Below are 22,555 nucleotides of genomic sequence, written 5' to 3'. Positions count from 1 at the left end.
GGCGGACCCCGTACGGCAGGCCGGTCGCCGGAAGCCCTGCCGCCGGCCGGCTCACCGCCTCTCGCCGACGGGTTCGATCACCGCGATGTCGCCCTGCGCCACCGCGCACAGCGTCCGCGCGCCGTCGGCGTCGATCGTTGCGACCTCGCAGCGGGAGACCACACGGGTGCGCCCGGCCCGCACCACCCGGCCGTGCGCGCGCAGCACCGTGCCTGTGGCCGGGCGCAGGTAGTCGATGGTGAACCCGGACGTGATCAGTCCCGGACCGGCCACGGTCCCGGCCGCGAGCGTGAGCGTGTTGTCGGCCGCGTAGGAGAGCACCCCGCCGTGGACGAAGCCGTACTGCTGCAGCAGCTCCTCACGGATGTCCAGCTCGAGCGTGGCCTCCCCGCCGCCGAAGGCCGTCACCCGGGCGCCCAGCAGTCTGCTGAAGGGCTGCTCGGCCAGGACCTTCCGGGCCGGCTCCAGATCCATCGTCCCGCTCATGTTCCCTCCAGCCCTCCGGTTCACTTCACTGGTGAAGTGAGAGTGGCGCGAGCCCCCGCCGTCTGTCAACATCGGCCCATGCCCGAGCCTGATCAGCGTCTTTTCTTCCTGCTGCAGCGGGCGGCGCACCGGCTGCGCACCACGGCCGACCGGCGCTGCCTGGCCGCCGCGGGCGTGACCACCGCCCAGCTCGGCGCGCTGTTCGCCGTACAGGACCGCCCCGGGATCACCCAGCAGGAGCTGGCCCGCGCCCTCGGCCTCCGGGAATCCGCCGTCACCGCCCTCGTCGGCCGTCTCACCGCGGCCGATCTGCTGCTGAAGCGGGCGCACCCGAGTGAACACCGGGCCGTCGTGCTGGAGTTGACCGAGCCGGGGGCCGCGGCCCTGCGCGCCGCCCGGCCGGAGGTCGACCGCGTCAACGCGGAGCTGCGCGAGCTGCTCGGCGACGAGGGGTTCGTGCGGACGGCGGGGGCGCTGCACCGGCTCGCCCACTGGGAGAGGTGAGCCGCCCCGGTCTCACCTCTCCTAGTCCTCCGGCCCGCACGAACTGCCGCTCGGGGGCAGGGTCCCGTAGAGCAGGAAGGTGTCGACCTTGCCGTGCACGCACTTGGAGGAGGCGTAACCGGTGTGCCCCTCGCCCCTGTTGTCGAGCACCACGGCCGAGGAGCCGAGCCGCTTCGCCGTCTCCACGGTCCAGCGGTACGGCGTCGCCGGGTCGCCCCGGGTGCCGACGAGCAGCATCTTCGGGGTGCGGACGTCGCGCACGTCCTCGCGGATGTAGTCGGTGCCCTTGGGGCGGCCGTAGCACATCAGCAGCTGGGTGAGGCGGTAGCGGCCGAACACCGGTGAGGCCTGCTCGTACTCGGCGCGCAGCCTGCCGAGTTCGCCGACGAGCCGGTCGGCGCCGGGGCGGTCGGGGTCGTCGGCGCAGTCGATCGCCATCAGCGCCGCCGGCAGGTTGTCGAGCGGCACGTCGTTCTCGTCGACGAGGCCGCCGTTTGCGCGCTGCCGGACGGGCAGGCCGGCCCCGCCGGTCGCGAAGCCCAACACCCCGCGGGTGTCGCCGTCCTCGACGAGTTCGGCGATCGCGCGCTCCAGCGAGGGCCACAACTGCTTGCTGTAGAGCGCCTGGCCGATGGCGCCGACGAGGTCCTGCCCGGTGAAGTCCTGCCCGAAGTCCGTGGGCACCGGATCCTCGTCCAGCGAGTGGACGAGCCGGACGACCTGCTCGCGGGCGTCGCGCGCGTCCTGCCCGAAGGGGCAGGCGACGTCCTCGGCGCACCAGTCGGTGAAGTCGTCCAGCGCCGTCTGCTGTCCCTCGGCGCCCGCGACCCCCTGCTCGGACATCGGTTCGGTCAGTGTGTCCACCCCGTCGAGCACGAACCTGCCGACCTTGCCGGGGAACTGGGCCGCGTAGACCGCGCCGAGCCGGGTCCCGTAGGAGAAGCCGAGGTAGTTGAGCTTCTTGTCGCCGAGCGCGGCGCGGATCACGTCCAGGTCGCGCGCGGAGTTCACCGTGCCGATGTGGGGGAGCACCGGGCCCGCGTTCTCGGCGCACTCGTCGGCCGCCTTCTTCACCTGGGCGAGCACGGCCCGCGGATCTTCGCTCCGCGTGCTCGCGCCGGTCCCGGACGAGGTCCCGAACGCCCCGTCGCCGCAGCTGACCGGGGAGGACCTGCCGACGCCGCGCGGGTCGAAGGACACCACGTCGTAGTTGTCGGTGAGATCCATGAAGTCGTGCCCGCCGGCGGCGAGTTCGCTGACACCCGGGGCGCCCGGGCCACCGAAGTTCAGCACGACCGAGCCGTGTTTGCGGCCCGTCGACCGGTAGCGGGCGAGGGCCAGGTCGAGCGTGCCGGACCCGGGCCGGGCGTAGTCGAGGGGGACGGTGACCCTGCCGCACTGCAGGTCCTTGGGCATGTCCTCGCCCGTGCACTTCGAGAAGGTGACCTTCTGCCGGTAGAACCGCGTCAGGTCGGCGCCGGTGCCGTCCCGGGCCGCCGCGGGCAGGCCCGCGCCCACCAGGGCCAGGGCCGTGGCACCGGTGGCGGCGCAACGTCGGACGACAGCGGGCCGCGTGGACAACTTGGCCAGCATGAATGCCTCCAGGGACGCCCGCCGGGGACCGGGAGAGCAGCGTCCCCGATCACGATAGGCGGGCGTCGCGGGGCCCGCCTCCGGGCCAGCGGGACCGCCCGTGGTGCCCTACCCTGTGCCCCTCTCCGTGCCCGTACGGCAGCTTTGCTGCCAGTTCGATAACCGTGCCGCTCGATGGGGTGAAAGACCGATAAGCCATAACCAGGATGGTTCACCCGCGTTTTATCCGGTGCGGGCACGGGCCCGCTTCTCCGGCGCGGGGTACGTGCCCGCGACCATGTCTGGAAGGCAGGGAACCCATGAGAAGGGCTACCCGAAACGGTGTGTTCGCCGTCGCCGCCGCCTCCGGCGCGATGGCTCTGGCGCTGCCGGTGGGCTCCGCCCACGCGGCCGGCGGTGCCGCCGCGGACGGTGCCGCGGCCGACTCGGCCGGTGTGCTCTCCGGCAACACCGTGCAGCTCCCGGTGCACGTCCCGGTGAACGTGTGCGGCAACACCGTGAACGTGGCGGGGCTGTTGAACCCGGCCGCCGGCAACGGCTGCGCCAACGAGAGCGCCGACGAGAGCGCGGACGACGAACACGCGGCGGACGGCTCCGGCTCGGACGGCAGCGACGCCCAGGGCGCGAGCACGGACTCGCCGGGCGTGCTCGCCGGCAACACCGTCCAGCTCCCGGTGCATCTCCCGGTGAACCTCACCGGGAACAGCGCGAACGTGGTCGGTGTCGGCAACGCGACCACCGGCAACCACTCCACGAACACCTCGGGCCACCACTGCACCGAGCAGACGCCGAACCCCACCACCCCGGCCAAGGCGCACCCGCGACCGGTGACCGCCCGGCACGTGGCCCCTCCACGGGGCGAGGCCGCTCTGGCGCACACCGGGAGCGACGGCACGCTGCCCGCCGCCGCGGCGAGTGCCGCCCTGATCCTGGGCGGAGCCGTACTCCACCGGAGGTTCGGACGACGAGCGACGCGCTGAGGGCGCGCCGAGCCCCGGGGCCGGACGCCGGCTCCTGCCGTGCCCCCGCGCCGGACGGAAGGCGCTGCCGCTCGTCCGGCAGGACCTTCCGGCGGCGCTGCGGGCCGGCAGGCCAACGGCTGCGGACCGGCCGGGCAACGGCTCAAACACGCCGTGACGCGTATTCCAAGATCCGCGAGGATGCTGTGGGCGCGGTCGATCACCGCGCGCCGAGTCCGCCGTACCCCCACGAAACGGAGCGCAGGCATGACCGCCGCGGCCTTCGAAGACCTCGTCGTCACCCAGGCCGGCCCCGACGACTGGCCGGTCATCAGCGGTTGGGCCGCGAACGAGGGATGGAACCCGGGGGCCGCCGACGGGCCGGCGTTCTTCGCGCAGGACCCCGAGGGCTTCTTCCTCGGCCGGATCGACGGCGAACCGGTCTCGGCGATCTCCGTCGTCAACCACGGCCCCGACTACGCCTTCCTGGGCTGCTACCTCGTCCGCCCCGACCTGCGCGGCCGCGGCCACGGCCGCACCACGTGGAAGACCGGGCTGGCCCACGCGGGCAGCCGCACGGTCGGCCTCGACGGGGTGGTGGCCCAGCAGGACAATTACCGCCGCTCCGGCTTCCGGTTCGCCCACCGCACCGTCCGGTACACCGGCACCGCGCCCGCGGCCGAGCCACCGGCGGACGTCCGCGCCGTCCGCGACGCCGACCGCGCCGACATCAGCGCCTACGACAGCCGCTGCCATCCGGCCGACCGCCCCCGTTTCCTGGCCCACTGGCTCACCGCCCCCGGACACCGCGCGGTCGTGCGCCGCACCGGCGGGCGCGTCACCGGATACGGGGTGATACGGCCCGCCCACGACTCCCTCCGCGTCGGGCCCCTCTTCGCCGACACCCCCGAGGACGCGCAGGCCGTCCTCGCCGCACTGACCGCCGGGGCGGAGGGCCGCGAGGTCGCCCTGGACGTGCCCGAGGCGAACCCGGCGGGCATCGCCCTGGCGGAGCGCGCGGGCCTCGCTCCCTCCTTCGAGACGGCACGTATGTATACGGGCCCGGTGCGGGCCCACGCAGGCGAGCGCGTCTTCGGCGTGACGACGCTGGAGCTCGGCTGAGGGCGTCGGCCCGGCCCCGGGCGTCGCCGGGTCCGGCCGGGCGGCGGTGCGCAAAACCCTTTGCCCCGGTCAGCGCCGGATGCTGGAGTGAGGCCATGGATCACGCCGCGGTGCTCGCCCTCTACGACCGGGACATGCGCGAAGGCGCGCGGCCGGACGGTCCCGGCACGCGTGTCGAGCGGACCGGCGGCGTCGTCCGCCAGGTCTCCTCCCCGCGCGGCTGGAACGGCGTCGTCTGGTCCGGGCCGGACGGGACGGACGCGGACGCCGCGATCGCCGGGCAGATCGCCCACTTCTCCCGTCTCGGCCGCACGTTCGAGTGGAAGCTGTACGGGCACGACCGGCCGGTGGACCTGGGACAGCGGCTGCGCGCCGCCGGTTTCGTGCCCGAGCCCGAGGAGACGCTGATGATCGCCGAGGTCGCGGTCCTCGACCTCGACGCCGAGCCGCCCGAGGGCGTCCGCCTCGTGCCCGTCACCGACGCGGCGGGCGCCGGTCTGGTGGCGGACGTGCACGGGCGGGCCTTCGGCGCGGACGCCTCCCGGATGCGCGAGCAGTTGCTCGCCCGCCTCACCCGGGACCCGGACACGGTCGTCGCCGCCGTCGCCCTCGCCGGTGACGTACCGGTGAGCGCGGCCCGCATGGAACTCGTGCCCGGCACCCGGTTCGCCGGGCTCTGGGGCGGGGGCACGATCGAGGGTTGGCGCGGCCGCGGCGTGTACCGCGCTCTGGTCGCCCACCGCGCCCGCGCCGCCCTGGACCGCGGCTACCGCTACCTCCAGGCCGACGCTTCCGAGCAGAGCCGCCCGATCCTGGAGCGCCTCGGCTTCGAGCCGCTGACCACGACGACGCCGTACGTGTACCGGGTGTAGTCGCCGTCGGCGGGGCGGGTCCGGACGGCCGGCGGTCCGCACACCTCGCCTCCACCGGGCGTGGCGCCCGGCGGCCGCTCCGGCGGCGGATCAGTCCAGCCCGAAGGCGTCCGCCAGCGCGTCGATCTGCGCCCTGAGCAGGGTGCCACCGTCGTGCCCCATGCCCGCGAACTGGCCCGAGACCTCCAGGCCGATCGCCCCGTGCATGTGGGACCAGGCGAGCACGGCGCCGGCCAGCGCGACCCCCGCCGAGGAGCCGGACGCCCGCGCCCACCGGGAGACAGCCGCGTCCGTCTCCGCCCAGGCCGTCATCTGCCGGACCACGGGCCGCACCGCTGCCGAGGGCTCGGCGCCCTCGAACGCCTGCAGGAACGGTCCGAGCACCGCCCGGGCGCTGTCCAGGGTGTCGGGGGGCGCGGTGTACCCCGGTACCGGGGTGCCCTCGATGAGCAGGTAGCGGTGCGGCTGGGCGACGGCCCACTCCCGGCAGGCGCCCGCGAGCGCCCGCGCCCTGGCCCGCGGTGACGTCTTTGGCGGGAGGGCGTCCGCGGCCGCGGAGACGGCTGCGGCCAGGTCGGCGTAGGCGTCCCGGATCAGGTCCGTCAGCAGGGCGTCGCGGCTGTCGAAGTAGCGGTAGAGCGCCGGCCCGGACAGGCCGACCTCCTTGGCGATCCGGGTGAGCGCCACGGCCGGCGTACCGCCCTCGGCGAGCTGCCGCAGCGCGATCTCCTTGATCTCCGCACGCGTCTGCTCGCGGTAACGCGCCCTGGGGGTCTGTGCGGTGCCGGCCACGGACGGCCTCCTCTCCGGTTTAGGTGACACACCTTAACGATGGGCTGAACACTCAGCTATTGTTAGCTCCCATCGAAACAGTTATGGTGTCTAACAGAAGTTAAGGCTAGTAGCTATTCACGGTCGGTAACCAACCAGGGAGTCCACCATGACCGGCACCACCGCCCGCACCCGCGCCCAGCACACCGTTCTCGGCTCCGGACCCGCCGGTACCGCCCTCGCCGCGGAACTCGTGCGCAGGGGACACTCCGTGCGTCTGGTCGACCGCAAGGGCGACGGCCCCGACCTGGCAGGCGTCGAGCGGTTCGCGGCCGACGTCAGCACCCCGGAAGGCGCCCACGCCGCCGTCGTGGGCGCCGACGTGGTGTACCACTGCGTCAACGTGGCCTATCACCTGCAGGTCGAGGTCATGCCCCGGGTCCAGGAGGCGGTCCTCGCCGCGGCCGAGGCCGTCGGCGCCCGCCTGGTGGTGCTCGACACGCTGTACCCGTACGGCGAGACCGGGGGAGCGGTCATGACCGAGGACACCCCGTGGAAGGCGACCAGCCGCAAGGGCCGGATGCGCGCCGAACTCGACGAGAGGTACCTCGCGGCCCACCGTGCGGGCCGCGTCCGGGTCGTGCTCGGCCGCTCCGCCGACTTCGTCGGCCCCGGCGTGCTCAACTCCACCCTCGGGGCGACCGTGTTCCCCGGCGCGCTCACCGGCGGTGAGGTCCTGGGCTTCGGCGACATCGACCTGCCGCACAGCTACACCGACATCGAGGACGTGGCCGCCGGTCTCGCCACGCTCGGCGAGCACCCCGAGGGCGACGGCCGGGTCTGGCACCTGCCGACGGCGCCGGCCGTCAGCACCCGGGAGATCCACAAGATGATCGAGGAGCGGGCCGGCCGGCCGCTGAACGTCGTCGTCCTGCCGCAGCCGCGCCCCGCGGGACCGTTCGACGAGCAGTTCATGGCCGAGTACGCGGAGATGTTCTACCAGCACACCGAGCCCCAGATCATGGACTCCTCGGCGTTCGAGCGGGCCTTCGGCGTGGCACCGACCACCCTGGGGCGGACCCTGGACGCCACCCTGGCCTGGTACGGGCAGTGGCTCGCGCGGCGCTGACCGGGCTGACCGGGCTCACCGCCGCCGGGATGTCACATCCGGGGCCGCCCGATCCGTCGCAGGGTCATGACGACGCACCGGAAGAACCAGAGCATCCTCCTCGCGGGCGCGAGCGGCGTCCTCGGCGGTCACATCACCCGTGCCCTGACCGAGGCCGGCCACAAGGTCACCGGCCTCGGGCGGGGCGAGGCGGCCGGCGTCCGGGCCGACCTCATGGACCGTGACGCACTGCTGAGGGCGGTCGACGGCCGGCACTTCGACACCGTCGTCCACGCCGCGACCGCCCTGCGCAAGCCCCCCACGCGTCACCGTGACATGTACGCCACCGACGCGCTGCGCACCGACGGCACCGCCCACCTCATCGAGGCCGCCCGGGCCACCGGCGCCCGTCGCTTCGTGTCGGAGTCGATGGTCTTCGGCTACGGCTACGGCGACTTCGGCGACCAAGTCCTCACCGAGGAGGACCCCTACGGCCCCCGTGGCAGCACGGTGGAGCTGGAGAAGCATCTCGAGGGCATGCGCGTGAAGGAGCAACTCACCTTCGAAGCGACCGGATTGGAAGGTGTCGCGCTCCGCTTCGGCCTCTTCTACGGCCCCGGCGGCACCGACGCGCTCCTGCCCATGCTGCGCAAGCGGCAGCTGCCCCTCCCCGCCGACCACGGCCGGGTCCTGCCGTGGGTGGAGCTGACCGACGCGGGACGCGCGGTGGCCGCCGCGGTCGAACGCGGACGCCCCGGGCAGGCGTACAACGTCGCGGACCGCACACCGCTGGGATTCCGCGCCCATGTCCTGTGCGTGGCCGGGGAGTTCGGGGTGCCGAAGCCCATGACCGTGCCGCTGTGGCTCACCCGCCCGATGCCCTACGCGCACACGGTGATGTCGTCGAGCATGCGGGTGTCGTCGGCGAAGGCGGAGCGGGAACTCGGCTGGACGCCACGCTACGCCTCCTGCCGGGAGGGTCTCGCCGCCCTTGCGGCCCGGCGGCGATGAGCACCCGGCCACCGGCGGCCCGGAGGCGGCTCTCCCGCGTGTGGCCACCGCAGCCCCGGGGGCGGCGCGGCGGAATGCGGGATCCGGCTACCGTGCGCGGGGCGCCGAGCAGCCATGACCGGGGCCGGGCCAGGCGCTCGCGCGCCTCACCCGGCCCGAGACGGCCGCCGTGCCGGCGGGCCGCCGTCTCAGCGATGTGCCGTCGAGCGGTCCAGCGCGGCGACGCCGAGCGCGGCGAGACCGATCTGGATGAGCCACTCGATCCAGTCGATGCCGTTGGTGTCGGCCACGTCGAACGCGTTGGCGATCGCCGAGCCGATCAGTGCGGCCACGATACCGACGAGGATCGTCAGCAGGATGCCGATGTGCTGCCGTCCGGGGACGACGAGCCGGCCCAGCACGCCGATGACGATGCCGATCACGATGGCACTGATGATGCCTGCGATTTCCATCTCCGCCCCTCTTTGTCAAGACCCCCGCACTCTGCAGATGCCCGCTGTGGGCGCGGACACTCCGCCCGGCGCCGACCTCAGGGTTCAATCAGGGGTCAACGCCGGGTCAATCTCCGGCCGGTGGGGCGGTGGCGCCTGTTCAGGGCCCCTCATGCCATGTACCGTTCAACCGTTCCGCCGCCCCCCAGTGATACGGCGAAACGTCTACGCGCGCAGACGGCCTGCCTCTACGCGCGTAGGTCCGGCTTCGCACCGCACGGCCCCCGCTCTTCCCCGACCCCACACGGAGGTACGCCGGATGCTCGGACTCACCCGTTCCCGTCACAGACTCACCACCGTCCTGGCCGCGTTCGGCCTGGTCGCCGCGGGCGCCGCCGCCCAGGCCACGGTCGCCGCCACGCCCGCGCGCGCGGCCACCACGCACCGCGTCCTGTTCGACAACGCCCATGCCGAGACGGCGGGCAACGCCGACTGGATCATCTCCACCAGCCAGCCCGACCCGCTCTCGCAGGACTCCTCGCCGTCCGCCGAGACGGACTGGACCGGCGCGCTGTCCTCCTGGGGCGTCGCGCTGCAGAAGACCGGCGGCTACAGCCTGAAGACGCTGCCTTCGGGCTCCAGCCTCAGCTACGGCGGCTCCTCGGGCACCGACCTGTCGAACTTCGACACGCTGGTGCTTCCGGAGCCCAACACCCTCTTCACCACCGCCGAGAAGACAGCGATCATGAACTTCGTCAAGAACGGCGGCGGCCTGTTCATGATCTCCGACCACACCGGCGCCGACCGCAACAACGACGGCGAGGACGCGGTCGAGATCCTCAACGACCTGATGAGCAACAACAGCGTCGACTCCACCGATCCGTTCGGCTTCTCCATCGACTCGCTCAGCATCGGCTCCGATCACCCCTCCGCCATCAGCGACAGCGGCGACCCGGTGCTGCACGGCTCCTTCGGCACGGTCACCAAGAGCCTGATCGCGAGCGGCACCACCGCGACCCTCAAGCCCTCGGACAACCCGAACGTCAAGGGCCTGCTCTACCGGACGGGTTACTCGGGCAACACCGGCGCCTTCTTCCTCACCAGCACCTTCGGCAACGGGCGCGTCGCCTTCTGGGGCGACAGCTCACCCATCGACGACGGCACCGGCCAGTCCGGCAACACCCTCTACGACGGCTGGAACGACAGCACCGCCACCAACGCCGCCCTCGCCCTCAACGCCACCGCCTGGCTCGCCGGCGACGGGACCGGCACAGGGGGCGGCGGTGGCTCCGGCACCTGCGCCGCCGCCCAGCTGCTCGGCAACAGCGGCTTCGAGTCGGGCGCGACCACGTGGAGTGCCACCAGCGGCGTCATCACCGACTCCACCGGTGAGCCGGCCCGTTCGGGCTCGTACTACGCCTGGCTGGACGGCTACGGCAGCGCCACCACCGACACGCTCTCGCAGTCGGTGACCGTCCCTGCCGGCTGCACCACCGCCGCCCTGAGCTTCTACCTGCACGTCGACACGGCGGAGACCACCACCAGCACGGCCTACGACACCCTCAAGGTCCAGGTCCTCAGCAGTTCCGGCGCGGTCCTGGACACCCTCGCCACCTACTCCAACCTCGACGCGTCCGGCGGCTACACCAAGCGCGCCTTCAGCCTGGCACGGTACGCCGGCCAGACGGTCACCCTGAAGTTCACCGGCACCGAAGGCTCCAAGCTGCAGACCTCGTTCGTCGTCGACGACACCGCGCTGAACGTCGGCTGACACCCGTGGGGCCCGGTCGCGCCGGGCCCCACGGGCTCATCTCCCCGGCACCGTCCGCGTGGGCGTGTCCCCGCCGGACACCCGGTCGAACATCCGGTGGACGGCCCCGCCGGGAGCTACGAGGGAACGGCGTCCATCACCGCGCCCGGCACGGAAGCCGATCACCGCACGGCCGACCGGCGCTCGAACACCACGTCACGCGCGGCCCCGAGGGCCGTGGCCACGGCGCCCAGCAGCACCGCGTCCTCGCCGAGCCGGCTCGGCACGACCTTGGTCCGCAAGGGGGTCAGCGCCCGCAGGTTCTCGCGCACCGGATGCAGCAGCAGGTCCACGCTGTGGCCCACCCCGCCGCCGAGGACCACCAGGTCGGGGTCGAGCACGGCCGCGGCCGCCGCCACGGTGTGCGCGATGCGCTCGCCCTCCAGCCGCACCGCCTCGACCGCGGCGTCGTCGCCCTGCCGGGCCGCGTCGAACACGGCCTTCGCGGTGAGCTGCCCGCTCATCCCGAACCGGCGCGCCGCCTGCACGACGGCCACCCCCGACACGGCGTCCTCCAGCCGGTCCGGCTTCTGCCGTCCCGGCCACGGCAGGAACCCGATCTCCCCGGCCAGCCCGTGCGCGCCGGTGAACAGCCGTCCCTCGCTGACCACGCCCATCCCGAGGCCGGTGCCGATCAGGATGTAGGCGAACAGCCGGCTGCCCGCGCCGATGCCATAGGTGTACTCGCCGAGCGCGGCGAGGTTGGCGTCGTTGTGCATCTCCAGCGGAACGCCCAGCTCCTCGCGCATCCGGTCGAACAGCCCGGCGCGTCCCCACCCCGGCAGATGCATCGCGTAGCGCACCCGGCGCTGCTTCTCGTCGTAGACCCCGGGGGTGCCCACCACGGCGTGCACCACCTCGTCCTGGCCGACGCCCGACCCCGCGACCACCTGCCGGGCCGTGGTCACCACCAGCTCGGCCATGGCGCCCGAGCTGCGGGCCCGGTTGCGCACGTCGGAGCGGGCGACGACGGTGCCGTCCAGGTCGGCGACGGCGACCCGCAGCCAGCTGCGGCCCACGTCGATGCCGAGGACGTGGCCGGCCGCCGGGTCCGGGGCGTACAGGACGGCGGTACGGCCGCGCCCGGGCGCGAGGGTGCCGACCTGGTGGACCAGCCCGGCGGCCTCCAGGGCCGCCAGCGCGCTGGAGACCGTCGGCTTGGACAGCCCGCTCTCCCGGGCCAGCTGGGCGCGCGACGCGGCGCCGCCGGTGCGCAGGCGGTCGAGCAGCAGGCGCTCGTTGGTGCTGCGCAGCCGTCGGCGGTTCCAGGGCCGTTCCTGCTGGTCCACTGCGTCACTGGCGGGCATCGCACCATTCTCACGTATCCGCGGGGGCCTCTTGACGCTTCTAGTAAGGCTCCTTAACTTTATCGGCCAAGAGCCTTGCCGGGCGAGCCGTGGGCAGCCCAGCGCCCGGTGTCCGAGGAGACCCCCATGTCCGGTAGCCCGCCACCCAGCGGTGGCTTCGTCCGTCGCGTCGGCCTCTTCCAGGCCACCACCATCAACATGAGTCAGATGTGCGGCATCGGACCGTTCGTCACGATCCCGCTGATGGTCGCCGCGTTCGGCGGTCCGCAGGCCGTGATCGGCTTCGTCGCCGGCGCGCTGCTCGCGCTCGCCGACGGGCTGGTGTGGGCCGAGCTGGGCGCCGCGATGCCCGGCTCCGGTGGCAGTTACGTCTATCTGCGCCAGGCCTTCCAGTACCGCACGGGCCGGCTGATGCCGTTCCTGTTCGTCTGGACGGCGATGCTGTTCATCCCGCTGATCATGTCGACCGGCGTGGTGGGCTTCGTCCAGTACCTCGGCTATCTCGCCCCCGGCCTGGGCCAGACCGCGGGCGACCTGATCGGCCTCGGTGTGATCGCCCTGGTCGTCCTCCTGCTGTGGCGGGGCATCGAGCACATCGCCCGGCTCACCGCCGTGATGTGGACGGTCATGATCACCTCCGTGCTGCTGGTCATCCTCGCCGCCGCCTCCGACTTCAGCGCCCACCTCGCCTTCACCTACCCCGCGCACGCCTTCGACCTGGGCGGCAACCACTTCTGGATCGGCTTCGCGGGCGGCCTGACCATCGGTATCTACGACTACCTCGGCTACAACACGACGGCCTACATGGGCGCCGAGATCAAGGATCCCGGGCGCGTCCTGCCGCGCTCGATCATCTTCTCCATCCTCGGCATCATGGCGATCTACCTGCTGCTGCAGATCGGCACGCTCGGCGTGATCGACTGGCACCGCATGACGCACGCCGACGACATCGCCTCCACCTCGGTGGCGTCGGCCGTGCTGGAGAAGACCTGGGGCAAGGGGGCCGCCGACACGGTCACCGTCCTCATCCTGATCACCGCGTTCGCCTCGGTCTTCACCGGTCTGCTGGGCGGTTCCCGGGTGCCGTACGACGCGGCCCGCGAGCGGGTCTTCTTCCGGCCCTACGCCAGGCTGCACCCCCGCCACCGCTTCCCGATGCTGGGCCTCGCGACCATGGGCGTGATCACGGCCGCCGGCTTCCTGATCGGCCGGCACACGGACCTCGCGACGCTCATCCAGCTGCTGACGACGGTGATGGTCATCGTCCAGGCGCTGGCCCAGATCGTCGCGCTGACGGTGCTGCGCAAGCGGCAGCCGGCGCTGCGCCGGCCGTACCGGATGTGGCTCTACCCGGTACCGAGCGCCGTCGCCTTCGTCGGCTGGTGCGTGATCTACGGCTACGCGGACAAGAACTCGCCGGGCCGCCACCCCATCGAATGGTCCCTGGCGTGGCTGGCCCTGGGCTGCCTGGCGTTCGTGCTCTGGGCGCGGCTGGAGAAGGTCTGGCCGTTCGGCCCGAAGGAGATCGCGGAGGAGTATCTGACGCCGGCCGAGCCGGATCCGTCGCCCGCGCAGGCGTGATCCGCCCCCGCGGTCACCGTGCCTCCGCTAGGGTGTGGTCATCCGTGAAGCCTCTCCGGGCGGACGCTGGTCCGCCCGGAGAGGCTTTTCTGGTGCCTGCCGACCGACCGTCCGGCAACCCGGCGGATCACTCGCGAAGGAGAGCCCCCGTGTCCGACCTGTCCGTCCGCCCCGCGACCGTCCAGGACCGCCCCACCGTCGAGCGGTTGTGGCTGATGTTCCGTCATGACCTCTCGGGTTTCATGGGCGTACTGCCGGGCCCCGACGGGACGTTCCGCGGCGAGCGGGTCGACTCGGCCTTCACGGAGGCCGGTTGGGCGCCGTACCTCTTCCGCCGCGCGGACCGGCCCGTCGGCTTCGCGTTCGTCCGCGGCCTCGACGGGCCGGCCCGCGTGCTGAACAGCTTCTTCGTGGTCCGCGGCGCACGCCGCGAGGGCATCGGCGGCACCGCGGTGCGCGAGGTCGTCCTGCGCCACCCCGGCCGGTGGGAGGTGGCCTTCCAGTACGCCAACGAGCCCGCCGTCCGCTTCTGGCGCCACGTCGCCGCCCGACTCGCCCCGGACGCCTGGTCGGAGGAGACGCGGCCGGTGCCGGGGCGGCCCGACCTGGCGCCGGACGCGTGGATCTCGTTCGTGAGCTGAGCGTGCGCCCCGGGCGCGTGCGGTCGCCGGGGACGCCCGGCCGGGGTCCGCACTCCTTGACATGCAAGTAATTGGCTGCATAACTTTGGGTGTGCGATCAGAGAGTGACCCGGGAATGGACAAGGTCTTCAGGGCGCTGGCCGACGACACGCGCAGGCGGCTGCTGGACCGGCTGCGCGAGAGCAACGGGCAGACCCTGGGCGAGCTGTGCGAGCGCATCGACATGACCCGCCAGTCGGTGACCCAGCACCTGGCCGTCCTGGAGGCCGCCAACCTGGTCAGCACGGTGCGGCGGGGGCGGGAGAAGCTGCACTACCTCAATCCGGTCCCGCTCCACGAGATGCAGGAGCGCTGGATCGACAGGTTCGAGCGGCCGCGTCTGAGCGCGCTCAGCGCCGTGAAACGACAAGCCGAGGAAGCCATGGCCGACAAACCGACATTCGTGTACGTCACCTACATCCACAGCACACCCGAGAAGGTCTGGGACGCCCTCACCGACGCCGGCCTGACCGCCGCCTACTGGGGCCACAGCAACGTCTCGGACTGGCGGCCGGGGTCCCGCTGGGAACACGTCCGCACCGACGGATCCGGCATCGCCGACGTGGTCGGCGAGGTCGTCGAGAGCGATCGCCCGACCCGTCTGGTCACCACCTGGGCCGCGCCGGACAGCGAGGGGCAGCAGGACGGCCGCTCCCGCGTGACCTTCGACATCCGGCCGCACGAGGACATCGTCCGCCTCACCGTGACCCACGAGGACCTCAGGGACGAGGGCGAGCTCTCCGCCGCCGCCGACGGCTGGTCGGCCGTCCTGTCCAACCTCAAGTCGCTCCTGGAGACCGGCAGTCCGCTGCCCCAGGAGCCGTGGTCGGTACCCGGCCACTGAGCCGGCGGAAAGAGCCCGCCGCCCCCACCCGGCGAAACGCCGCGCCCCCGGCCAATCCGCGCGCGCCCCGGCCTCGGATTACCCGCGACATCAGTGATCGACGTCGCGGGAGGAGAGGCGATGGCGGCCGCAACGGCATCGGGCAGTCCGGGGGACGCGGCGGAGGGGGGCGGCGGCCGGCGGCGCGCCGCCGTCGTCGGCAGCGGCGTGGCGGGGCTGACCGCCGCGCACATCCTGCGCCGCACCCATCACGTCACCCTGTACGAGGCCGACGACCGGCTCGGCGGGCACGCCCACACCCACGAGCTGGCCTCGTCCGACGGGCGGACCCACCGGGTGGACTCCGGCTTCATCGTGCACAACCGCCGCACCTACCCCAACCTCCTGCGGCTCTTCGGCGAACTCGGCGTCGCCACACAGGAGTCGGAGATGAGCATGTCGGTGCGGTGCGAGGGCTGCGGTCTCGAGTACGCCGGAGCCCGCGGCCCCGCCGGACTGCTGGCCCGGCCCCGCAACGCCGCGCGCGGCGCCTATCTGCGGATGCTCGCCGAAGTCCCCGTCTTCCACCGGGCCGCCCGGCGCCTGCTCGCCCGGGAGCCCGACGCCACCCTCACCCTCGGTGAGTTCCTCCGGCGCGAGGGCTTCACGCCCTACTTCCGCACCCACTTCATCACCCCGCTCGTGTCGGCCGTCTGGTCCTGCGACACGGCGACCGCCCGGCGCCACCCCGCCGCCTACCTGTTCCGGTTCATGGCGCACCACGGCATGCTCTCGGTCGGCGGCTCGCCCACCTGGCGCACCGTGACCGGCGGCTCGCGCAGCTACGTCGACCGGGTCGCCGAGCGGCTCGACGCCGTGCGCACCGCGACGCCCGTGCACACCGTCACCCGGCACGCCGACGGCGCCGTCCTGACCACGGCCGGCACCACCGACTCCTACGACGCGGTGGTCGTCGCCGTCCACCCCGACCAGGCGCTGCGGCTGCTGGCCGACGCGACCCCGGAGGAGAAGGAGGTCCTCGGGGCGTTCCGGTACTCCCGCAACCACACCCTGCTGCACACGGACACCAGCCTGCTGCCCCGCGCCCGAGGAGCCCGCGCCTGCTGGAACTACCTCATGCCCTCCTGCACGGCGGGTGCGGACCGGGTGCGCGTCAGCTACGACATGAACCGGCTCCAGCGCCTGGACGCCCCCGAGACGTTCGTCGTCACCCTCGGCGGCGAGGACCGCGTCGACCCGGCTCGGGCCCGGGCGCGGATGGTCTACGAACACCCCGTGCACACACCGGAGTCGGTCGCCGCGCAGCGGCGGCTGCCCGAACTGAACACGCCCGTCACCGCGTTCGCGGGCGCCTACCACGGCTGGGGGTTCCACGAGGACGGCTGCCGCTCCGGCGTGCTGGCCGCCGCGGCCCTGGGAGCGCGCTGGTGACGTCCGCTCCCGCCCTCTACCCGTGCACGATCACCCACGTGCGCACCGCACCCCTGCGGTACGCGCTGCGCCACCGCACCTACCTGTGGCTGATCGACCCCGACCGGCCGCCCCGGCTGCCGCGGCCCCTGCGGGCGCTGGCGCGCTTCGACGCCCGCGACCACTTCACCGGCCGGGAGCCCTCCCTCCGCGCCGGACTGGAGTCCTTCCTCGCCGGCAAGGGCGTGCACCTCGACGGCGGACCCGTCCTGATGCTCACCCACGCGCGCGTGCTCGGCCACGTCTTCAACCCGCTCACCCTCTACTGGTGCCACGACCGCGACGGCGCGCCGCGCTGCGTGGTCGCCGAGGTCCACAACACCTACGGCGGGCGCCACTGCTACCTGCTGCACCCCGGCACCACCCATACCGCCGAGGCGGCCAAGGAGTTCTACGTCTCGCCGTTCTTCCCCGTCGACGGGCGCTACCGCATGCGCCTGCCCGAGCCGGGCGAGCGGCTCCACCTGACCGTGCACCTCGAGCGCGAGGCCGGGCGGCCGTTCACCGCGACCGTCCGGGGCGTCCGTACCGGGCTGACGGCGGGCCGGCTGGTGCGGCTGGCTCTGCGCCACCCCTGGTCCACGGCCCGGGTGTCCGCGGCGATCCGGCTGCACGGCATCCGGCTGTACCTGCGGGGACTGCCCGTCCAGCCCCGACCCGACCACCGCATCCCGGAGCGTATGAAGTGAGCACGACCAACACCCGCGCCGATGTGCGGCGGACCGACGGCGCCGTGCCCGCGGACGCCGGGCACTGGCCCGACGTGGCCGCCCGCCCGCACGCCTCCTGGCCGCGGACCGCCATGACCCGGGCGGTGCTGCGCCGGGCCCTCGACCGGCTGCCCCTGCGGGCACGCTTCGCCGGGGGCGACACCGCCGGCCGGGGCGGCCCGCTGCTGGACGTACACGACCCGCGGGCCTTCTACGCCCGCATCGGCACCCAGGGCCTGATCGGCTTCGGGGAGTCCTACATGGCCGGCGAGTGGGACGCCCCCGACCCGGTCGGCGCCCTGACCGTCCTCGCCGCCCACGCCGCACAGCTCCTCCCGGCCCCGCTGCAGCGCCTGCGCGGCCTGTGGGCCCCGCGCCGGCCCGCCCACCAGCGCAACACGCCCGACGGCGCCCGCGACAACATCAGCCGCCACTACGACCTGTCCAACGACCTCTTCGCCCTCTTCCTCGACGACACCCTCACCTACTCCTCGGCCGTCTTCCGGGGCTTCCCCGCCACCTGGGACCTGCTCGCCGCCGCCCAGCACCGCAAGATCGACCGCCTGCTGGACCTCGCAGGCGTCCGCGAGGGCACCCGGCTGCTCGAGATCGGCACCGGCTGGGGAGAACTCGCCGTACGTGCGGCCGCCCGAGGCGCCCACGTCACCTCGCTCACCCTCTCCGCCGAGCAGCGCGGCCTGGCCCGCGCACGCGTCCGGCAGGCGGGTCTGGCCGACCGGGTGCGCATCGAGCTGTGCGACTACCGCGAGGCCCGCGGCCGTTACGACGCCGTCGTCAGCGTCGAGATGGTCGAAGCGGTCGGCGAGGAGTTCTGGCCGGTCTACTTCCGCACCCTCGACGACCGTCTGGTGCCCGGCGGCAGGGCGGCCCTGCAGGCCATCACCATGCCGCACGAACGGATGCTGGCCACCCGGCACACGTACACCTGGATCCAGAAGTACATCTTCCCCGGCGGACTGCTGCCGTCCGTCGAGGCCGTGGACGAGACGGTGCGCGAGCACACCCGGCTGACCGTGACCCGCCGGGACGCCTTCGGACCGCACTACGCCGAGACGCTGCGGCTGTGGCGGGAGCGGTTCACCGAGCGCGCCGGCGCCGTGGCCGCGCTCGGCTTCGACGAGACCTTCCGCCGCATGTGGACCTTCTACCTCGCCTACTGCGAGGCCGGCTTCCGCTCCGGCTACCTCGACGTCCAGCAGTACCTGTTCACCAAGGAGGACACCGCACGATGACCATGGCCCGCACCACCAGGCCGGGCGCCGCCCACCGGCTCGCCGCGCTCGCCGAGGAGGCGCTCGGCGGCGCCCTCCCGGTACGGCTGCGCGCGTGGGACGGCAGCGAGGCCGGACCCGCCGACGGCCCCGTGCTCGTCGTACGGTCCCGCAGAGCCCTGCGCCGGCTGCTGTGGGAACCGGGGGAGCTGGGGCTCGCCCAGGCCTACGTCACCGGCGAGCTCGACGTCGAGGGCGACCTCGCCGAGGGGCTGCGCGCGATGTGGGCGGCGGCCCGCGAGCGCGGCCTGCACCCGCCGCGCACCGCCCTCGCCGGCCGGGCCCGCGCCCTCGGCACGGCCGCACGGCTCGGCGTCCTCGGTCCGCGCCCGGCCGCTCCCGCCGCCCAGGCCCGGCTGCGCGGCGGCCTGCACAGCAAGACCCGCGACCGGGCGGCCATCAGCCACCACTACGACCTGTCCAACGCCTTCTACGCCCTGCTCCTCGACGAGACGATGGCCTACTCGTGCGGTTACTGGGCGAGCGAGGACCCGTCCTTCACCGCCGCCGACGCACAGCGCGCCAAGCTCGAGCTCGTCTGCCGCAAGCTGGCCCTCGAACCCGGCGCCCGGCTGCTGGACATCGGCTGCGGCTGGGGCTCGCTCACCCTGTACGCCGCCGAGCGCCACAAGGCCCAGGTCACCGCCGTCACACTGGCCGCGGAACAGGCGGCGTACGTCCGCGAGCAGGTGCGCGAGCGCGGGCTGTCGCACCGCGTCGACGTCGTCTGCCAGGACTACCGCGACATCGACGGCGGCGCCTACGACGCCGTCGCCACCGTCGAGATGGGCGAGCACGTCGGCGACGCGCAGTACCCGGCGTTCGCCGCCTGCCTGCACCGGCTTCTGCGCCCGCGGGGGCGGGTGCTGGTGCAGCAGATGTCCCGGGGGCGCCGGGCGCCCGGAGGCGGTGCCTTCATCGAGGCGTACATCGCGCCGGACATGCACATGAGGCCGCTGGGCGAGACCGTGACGCTGCTGGAGGAGGCCGGCCTCGAGGTGCGGTCCGTGGAGTCGCTGCGCGAACACTACGTGCGCACCGTGTCCGCCTGGCACCGCACCCTGGAGGACCGCTGGGACGACGTGGTGCGACTCGTCGGCGCGGAGACGGCGCGGGTGTGGCGGCTGTACCTCGCGGGCGGCGCCCTCGCCTTCGAGGAGGGGCGGATGGGCGTCGACCAGATCCTGAGCGTGAAGCCCACCGCGCGCGGCGCCGCCTGCCTGCCCCCGACCCCCGCCGCCTGGTACCGCGGACCGGAGCTGTCGTGAACGGCTTGTCCTGGGGCGGCTTCGCGCTCAACCTCGCGTGGGCGGCCGCGACGGCGCTGGCCGTCATGCTCGCCACCTTCGCGGTGGCCGTCCGCGGCGGCGTGCACCGGATCGTGGACGTCGCCTGGGGGCTCGCCTTCGCCGCCGTCGCCGTCGTGAGCTGCGCGGCGTCGGCCGGTGAGGGCGACACCGGGCGGCGCGTCCTGGTCACGGCCCTGACCGCGGTCTGGGGCCTGCGGCTCGCCGCGCACATCGCGCGGCGCGGCCGGGGCCACGGCGAGGACCCGCGCTACGAGAACCTGCTCGCCAGGGCCCCGGGCAGCCGGAACCTGTACGCCCTGCGCAAGGTCTACCTCCTGCAGGCCGCGCTGGTGTGGCTGGTGTCGCTGCCCGTGCAGGCCGCGCAGTACATCCCCGCCCCGATGACGGGCTTCGCCGCCGCGGGTGGCGTCCTCTGGGCCGTGGGGCTGTTCTTCGAGGCGGGCGGCGACGCGCAGCTGGCCCGCTTCAAGGCCGACCCCGCCAACAAGGGGCGGCTGATGACGCGCGGGCTGTGGAGCTGGACCCGGCACCCCAACTACTTCGGCGACTTCTGCGTGTGGTGGGGCCTGTTCCTGATCAGCTGCGACTCCGCCGCGGCGGCCGCGGCCTGCGTCGTGTCCCCCCTGGTGATGACCCTGCTGCTGACCCGGGGCAGCGGAAAGGCGCTGCTGGAGCGGCACATGAGCGAGCGGCCCGGCTATGCCGACTACGCCGCCCGCACGAGCGGGTTCTTCCCCAGGCCGCCACGCGAGCGCAGGTGAGCGGTGTGTGCCCGCGGACGGCACGCGCCCGGCGCCCCGCAGGGTGCCGCCGCCGGTCGGTGGGCCACCGCGGGGCGCGGGCCCCGGCCGGGGTGTGCGTGACGGCGGCGGTCACCGCTCCGCGCCCAGGCAGTCGCGCAGCCGGATGAGACCGTCGCGCAACCGGGTCTTGACCGTGCCCAGTGGCAGCGCCAGGTTCTCCGCGATCTCGCGATGGGTCAGCCCGCCGTAGTAGGCCAGCGTGACGGACTGCCGCTGGACGTCCGTCAGCGTGCGCAGGCACCGGCGGACCTGCTCGCGCTCCAGCCGGGCCTCCACCTGCTCGGTGACGTGGTCGTAGTCGGGCGACCGGTCCAGCCGGGCCGCCCGCTGCTCCCGCGCCGCGGACGCCTGCGCCCATCTGACGCGGTCCACGGCGCGCTGGTGGGCCAGGGTGAGGACCCAGTTGACCGCCGAGCCGCGCTCCGGCCGGAACCGGGGTGCCGTCCGCCACACCTCCACCAGCGCGTCCTGGGCGACCTCCTCCGACTGCGCCGCGTCCCGCACCACGGCCCGCACCACCCCGAGCACCGGACCGGCGACGGCGTCGTAGAGCGCGGCGAAGGCGTCGTGGTCGCCCAGGGCCACCCCCCGCAGCAACTCCTCCAGGTCCGGCTCCGGTGACGGGCTCGTGCCGACGTACACGGCTTCTTTCACGGGGAGTCCTTAGTCACGGGGGAGTCCTTCCGGCGCGCACAGGGCCGCGTGCACAGGGCCGCGCGCACAGGGCCGGGAGTGGCCTCCGGGGAGAGCCGACACTCCCCGGAGGCCGCCGGGGCGAGGAGGCCCCCGGCCGGAGGCGGCCCGTCAACCGCCTCCGCCACACACCTCTTCTTCCGGCGCCGACGAAGAGGCGGATGCGGTCCCGCGCCGGAACCTCCGCCACAGACACGCGAGCACGAGGAGCCCGGCCCCGACCGCCGGGAGGCGTACGGCGGCCGGGACGGCGGCGGCCCGCCCGGCCTCCGGACGCGGCAGGAGGCCGGTGCGCTCACGCGTCCGCCCGACCGCTCCGCCGTGGGCCGGGCATGTGCCGCCCTTCCTGCCGCAGAGGGTGCGCGGCGTGATGCGCACCGTTTGTGCGTCGAATGAAGGTGCGAATCCGGGCCGGGCCTCTCAGGCGCCCTCCTCCGGCCGGAGGGAGCGGCGCAAGCGGTGCAGGCCGCGGCGGGCGTGGCTCTTGACCGTGCCGAGCGGCCAGCCGGTGCGCTCCGCGATCTGCGCCTGCGTGAGGTCCTCGTAGAAGGCCAGCCGCAGCACCCGCTGCTGGGCGGCGGGCAGCTTGGCCAGTTCGTGCAGGACGAGGACGCGGTCCAGGGCGGCCGTGTCGGGCTGCCGGAGGGCGGGGTCGGACAGCGCCGGCGAGGTACCGGCGGAGGCGACCACGGCCATCCGCCGGGTGCGGGCGGAGAGCGCGTCCGCGATCTTCCGCCTGGTGATGCCGACGATCCAGCCGCCCATCGAGCCGCGATCGGGACGGAAGGCCCCGCGCCCGCGCCAGACCCCGAGGAACACCTGCTGGGTGACGTCCTCCGCCTCCCGCGCGTCGCCCAGGGAGCGCCAGGCCAGCGTGTGCACCAGGCCCGACCAGCGGTGATACGCCGCCTCCAGGCACTCCTCGTCGCCCGCCGCGAGACCCCGGGCGAGGTCCTCCTCGGCGAGCGCCTCCGCCACCGGCGCCGGCCCGGGTGCCCGCGGCGCCCGTTCGGGCCGTGGCACCGCGGGGGCCGGGGCGATGGCACTGCGCTGCGGGCTCATGACGACGACTCCTCACGTCGACGGCTTCCGCGCCGGGTGTCCGGTGCCGGGCGGGGCGACCGGTCGCAGGCCGGTGCGGGACGGCTTCCGGGGCGCGTCCCCGTGCGGCCCATGCTCCGAGCCGGGAGGCAAGGTC

22 protein-coding genes are annotated in these 22,555 nt (G+C 73.7%); 15 read left to right on the top strand and 7 right to left on the bottom strand.

Annotated features, from left to right (window positions below):
* Positions 1 to 51 precede the first annotated feature (51 nt).
* Positions 52 to 486 carry a PaaI family thioesterase gene (locus tag ACJ9NR_RS02975; protein ID WP_412489937.1) on the bottom strand — a complete coding sequence of 145 codons (435 nt, stop codon included), beginning with the start codon at positions 484 to 486 and terminating at the stop codon, positions 52 to 54.
* A 78-nt stretch (positions 487 to 564) separates the two neighbouring features.
* On the opposite strand from ACJ9NR_RS02975, the gene ACJ9NR_RS02970 reads away from it, so the two are divergent.
* Positions 565 to 990, top strand: a complete 426-nt coding sequence (locus ACJ9NR_RS02970; protein ID WP_412489938.1) for a MarR family winged helix-turn-helix transcriptional regulator — start codon at positions 565 to 567, stop codon at positions 988 to 990.
* Between the two features lie 21 nt (positions 991 to 1,011).
* Here the strand turns inward: ACJ9NR_RS02970 and ACJ9NR_RS02965 are convergent, their stop codons facing one another.
* Positions 1,012 to 2,583 (bottom strand): alpha/beta hydrolase, encoded by a 1,572-nt coding sequence (locus tag ACJ9NR_RS02965; protein ID WP_412489939.1) that lies wholly within the window; start codon positions 2,581 to 2,583, stop codon positions 1,012 to 1,014.
* 299 nt (positions 2,584 to 2,882) lie between these two features.
* On the opposite strand from ACJ9NR_RS02965, the gene ACJ9NR_RS02960 reads away from it, so the two are divergent.
* The 3 genes from ACJ9NR_RS02960 (at position 2,883) to ACJ9NR_RS02950 (ending at position 5,536) form a co-directional block, all read left to right on the top strand.
* A complete protein-coding gene (locus ACJ9NR_RS02960) occupies positions 2,883 to 3,563 on the top strand; it encodes a chaplin (protein ID WP_412489940.1) in 681 nt (226 codons plus the stop codon).
* A 246-nt stretch (positions 3,564 to 3,809) separates the two neighbouring features.
* Positions 3,810 to 4,664, top strand: a complete 855-nt coding sequence (locus tag ACJ9NR_RS02955; protein WP_412489941.1) for a GNAT family N-acetyltransferase — start codon at positions 3,810 to 3,812, stop codon at positions 4,662 to 4,664.
* 95 nt (positions 4,665 to 4,759) lie between these two features.
* Positions 4,760 to 5,536 (top strand): GNAT family N-acetyltransferase, encoded by a 777-nt coding sequence (locus tag ACJ9NR_RS02950; RefSeq protein ID WP_412489942.1) that lies wholly within the window; start codon positions 4,760 to 4,762, stop codon positions 5,534 to 5,536.
* A 90-nt stretch (positions 5,537 to 5,626) separates the two neighbouring features.
* Here ACJ9NR_RS02950 and ACJ9NR_RS02945 read toward each other — a convergent pair whose 3' ends face one another.
* Complete coding sequence (locus ACJ9NR_RS02945; protein WP_412489943.1) at positions 5,627 to 6,328, bottom strand: TetR/AcrR family transcriptional regulator; 702 nt, start codon at positions 6,326 to 6,328, stop codon at positions 5,627 to 5,629.
* A 148-nt stretch (positions 6,329 to 6,476) separates the two neighbouring features.
* Here ACJ9NR_RS02945 and ACJ9NR_RS02940 point away from each other — a divergent pair, with 148 nt between their 5' ends.
* Both ACJ9NR_RS02940 and ACJ9NR_RS02935 read left to right on the top strand, forming a co-directional pair.
* Positions 6,477 to 7,436 carry an NAD-dependent epimerase/dehydratase family protein gene (locus ACJ9NR_RS02940; RefSeq protein ID WP_412489944.1) on the top strand — a complete coding sequence of 320 codons (960 nt, stop codon included), beginning with the start codon at positions 6,477 to 6,479 and terminating at the stop codon, positions 7,434 to 7,436.
* A gap of 66 nt (positions 7,437 to 7,502) precedes the next feature.
* The gene (locus tag ACJ9NR_RS02935) at positions 7,503 to 8,426 is read left to right on the top strand and encodes an NAD-dependent epimerase/dehydratase family protein (protein WP_412489945.1); all 924 of its coding nucleotides are present in this window, start codon (positions 7,503 to 7,505) and stop codon (positions 8,424 to 8,426) included.
* A gap of 188 nt (positions 8,427 to 8,614) precedes the next feature.
* Here ACJ9NR_RS02935 and ACJ9NR_RS02930 read toward each other — a convergent pair whose 3' ends face one another.
* Positions 8,615 to 8,878, bottom strand: coding sequence for a GlsB/YeaQ/YmgE family stress response membrane protein (locus ACJ9NR_RS02930; RefSeq protein ID WP_412489946.1), 264 nt, complete (start codon positions 8,876 to 8,878; stop codon positions 8,615 to 8,617).
* Positions 8,879 to 9,176: 298 nt separating this feature from the next.
* Between ACJ9NR_RS02930 and ACJ9NR_RS02925 the strand changes: the two genes are divergently transcribed.
* Entirely contained in the window at positions 9,177 to 10,628 is a 1,452-nt protein-coding gene (locus ACJ9NR_RS02925) for a hydrolase (protein ID WP_412489947.1), read from the top strand.
* A gap of 161 nt (positions 10,629 to 10,789) precedes the next feature.
* Here ACJ9NR_RS02925 and ACJ9NR_RS02920 read toward each other — a convergent pair whose 3' ends face one another.
* The gene (locus ACJ9NR_RS02920) at positions 10,790 to 11,974 is read right to left on the bottom strand and encodes an ROK family protein (protein ID WP_412489948.1); all 1,185 of its coding nucleotides are present in this window, start codon (positions 11,972 to 11,974) and stop codon (positions 10,790 to 10,792) included.
* A 126-nt stretch (positions 11,975 to 12,100) separates the two neighbouring features.
* On the opposite strand from ACJ9NR_RS02920, the gene ACJ9NR_RS02915 reads away from it, so the two are divergent.
* The 8 genes from ACJ9NR_RS02915 to ACJ9NR_RS02880 all read left to right on the top strand — a co-directional run bounded on the left by ACJ9NR_RS02915 (position 12,101) and on the right by ACJ9NR_RS02880 (position 20,622).
* On the top strand, positions 12,101 to 13,555 hold the full coding sequence (locus ACJ9NR_RS02915; RefSeq protein WP_412489949.1) for an APC family permease: 1,455 nt from the start codon (positions 12,101 to 12,103) through the stop codon (positions 13,553 to 13,555).
* Between the two features lie 149 nt (positions 13,556 to 13,704).
* Entirely contained in the window at positions 13,705 to 14,196 is a 492-nt protein-coding gene (locus ACJ9NR_RS02910; RefSeq protein ID WP_412489950.1) for a GNAT family N-acetyltransferase, read from the top strand.
* 115 nt (positions 14,197 to 14,311) lie between these two features.
* Positions 14,312 to 15,079 (top strand): ArsR/SmtB family transcription factor, encoded by a 768-nt coding sequence (locus ACJ9NR_RS02905; RefSeq protein WP_412489951.1) that lies wholly within the window; start codon positions 14,312 to 14,314, stop codon positions 15,077 to 15,079.
* A gap of 120 nt (positions 15,080 to 15,199) precedes the next feature.
* Positions 15,200 to 16,510: an NAD(P)/FAD-dependent oxidoreductase gene (locus tag ACJ9NR_RS02900; protein ID WP_412489952.1), complete on the top strand. Its 1,311-nt coding sequence runs from the start codon at positions 15,200 to 15,202 to the stop codon at positions 16,508 to 16,510.
* A complete protein-coding gene (locus ACJ9NR_RS02895; RefSeq protein WP_412490526.1) occupies positions 16,504 to 17,238 on the top strand; it encodes a DUF1365 domain-containing protein in 735 nt (244 codons plus the stop codon). The genes ACJ9NR_RS02900 and ACJ9NR_RS02895 overlap by 7 nt, the downstream gene beginning before the upstream one ends.
* A complete protein-coding gene (locus ACJ9NR_RS02890; RefSeq protein ID WP_412489953.1) occupies positions 17,235 to 18,512 on the top strand; it encodes a class I SAM-dependent methyltransferase in 1,278 nt (425 codons plus the stop codon). Before ACJ9NR_RS02895 ends, ACJ9NR_RS02890 begins: the two co-directional genes overlap by 4 nt.
* On the top strand, positions 18,509 to 19,819 hold the full coding sequence (locus ACJ9NR_RS02885) for a class I SAM-dependent methyltransferase (protein WP_412489954.1): 1,311 nt from the start codon (positions 18,509 to 18,511) through the stop codon (positions 19,817 to 19,819). Before ACJ9NR_RS02890 ends, ACJ9NR_RS02885 begins: the two co-directional genes overlap by 4 nt.
* A complete protein-coding gene (locus tag ACJ9NR_RS02880) occupies positions 19,816 to 20,622 on the top strand; it encodes a DUF1295 domain-containing protein (protein ID WP_412489955.1) in 807 nt (268 codons plus the stop codon). The genes ACJ9NR_RS02885 and ACJ9NR_RS02880 overlap by 4 nt, the downstream gene beginning before the upstream one ends.
* Positions 20,623 to 20,733: 111 nt before the next feature.
* Here ACJ9NR_RS02880 and ACJ9NR_RS02875 read toward each other — a convergent pair whose 3' ends face one another.
* Together ACJ9NR_RS02875 and ACJ9NR_RS02870 are read right to left on the bottom strand one after the other, a co-directional pair.
* Positions 20,734 to 21,318, bottom strand: coding sequence for a sigma-70 family RNA polymerase sigma factor (locus ACJ9NR_RS02875; protein WP_412489956.1), 585 nt, complete (start codon positions 21,316 to 21,318; stop codon positions 20,734 to 20,736).
* 459 nt (positions 21,319 to 21,777) lie between these two features.
* Entirely contained in the window at positions 21,778 to 22,419 is a 642-nt protein-coding gene (locus tag ACJ9NR_RS02870) for an RNA polymerase sigma factor (RefSeq protein WP_412489957.1), read from the bottom strand.
* Positions 22,420 to 22,555: the final 136 nt, after the last annotated feature.

Source organism: Streptomyces sediminimaris (genome assembly GCF_047049295.1).
GTDB classification, from domain to species: domain Bacteria; phylum Actinomycetota; class Actinomycetes; order Streptomycetales; family Streptomycetaceae; genus Streptomyces; species Streptomyces sediminimaris.
Note: the sequence above shows the minus strand (reverse complement) of the source record. Positions and strands in the feature narration are given on the sequence as shown.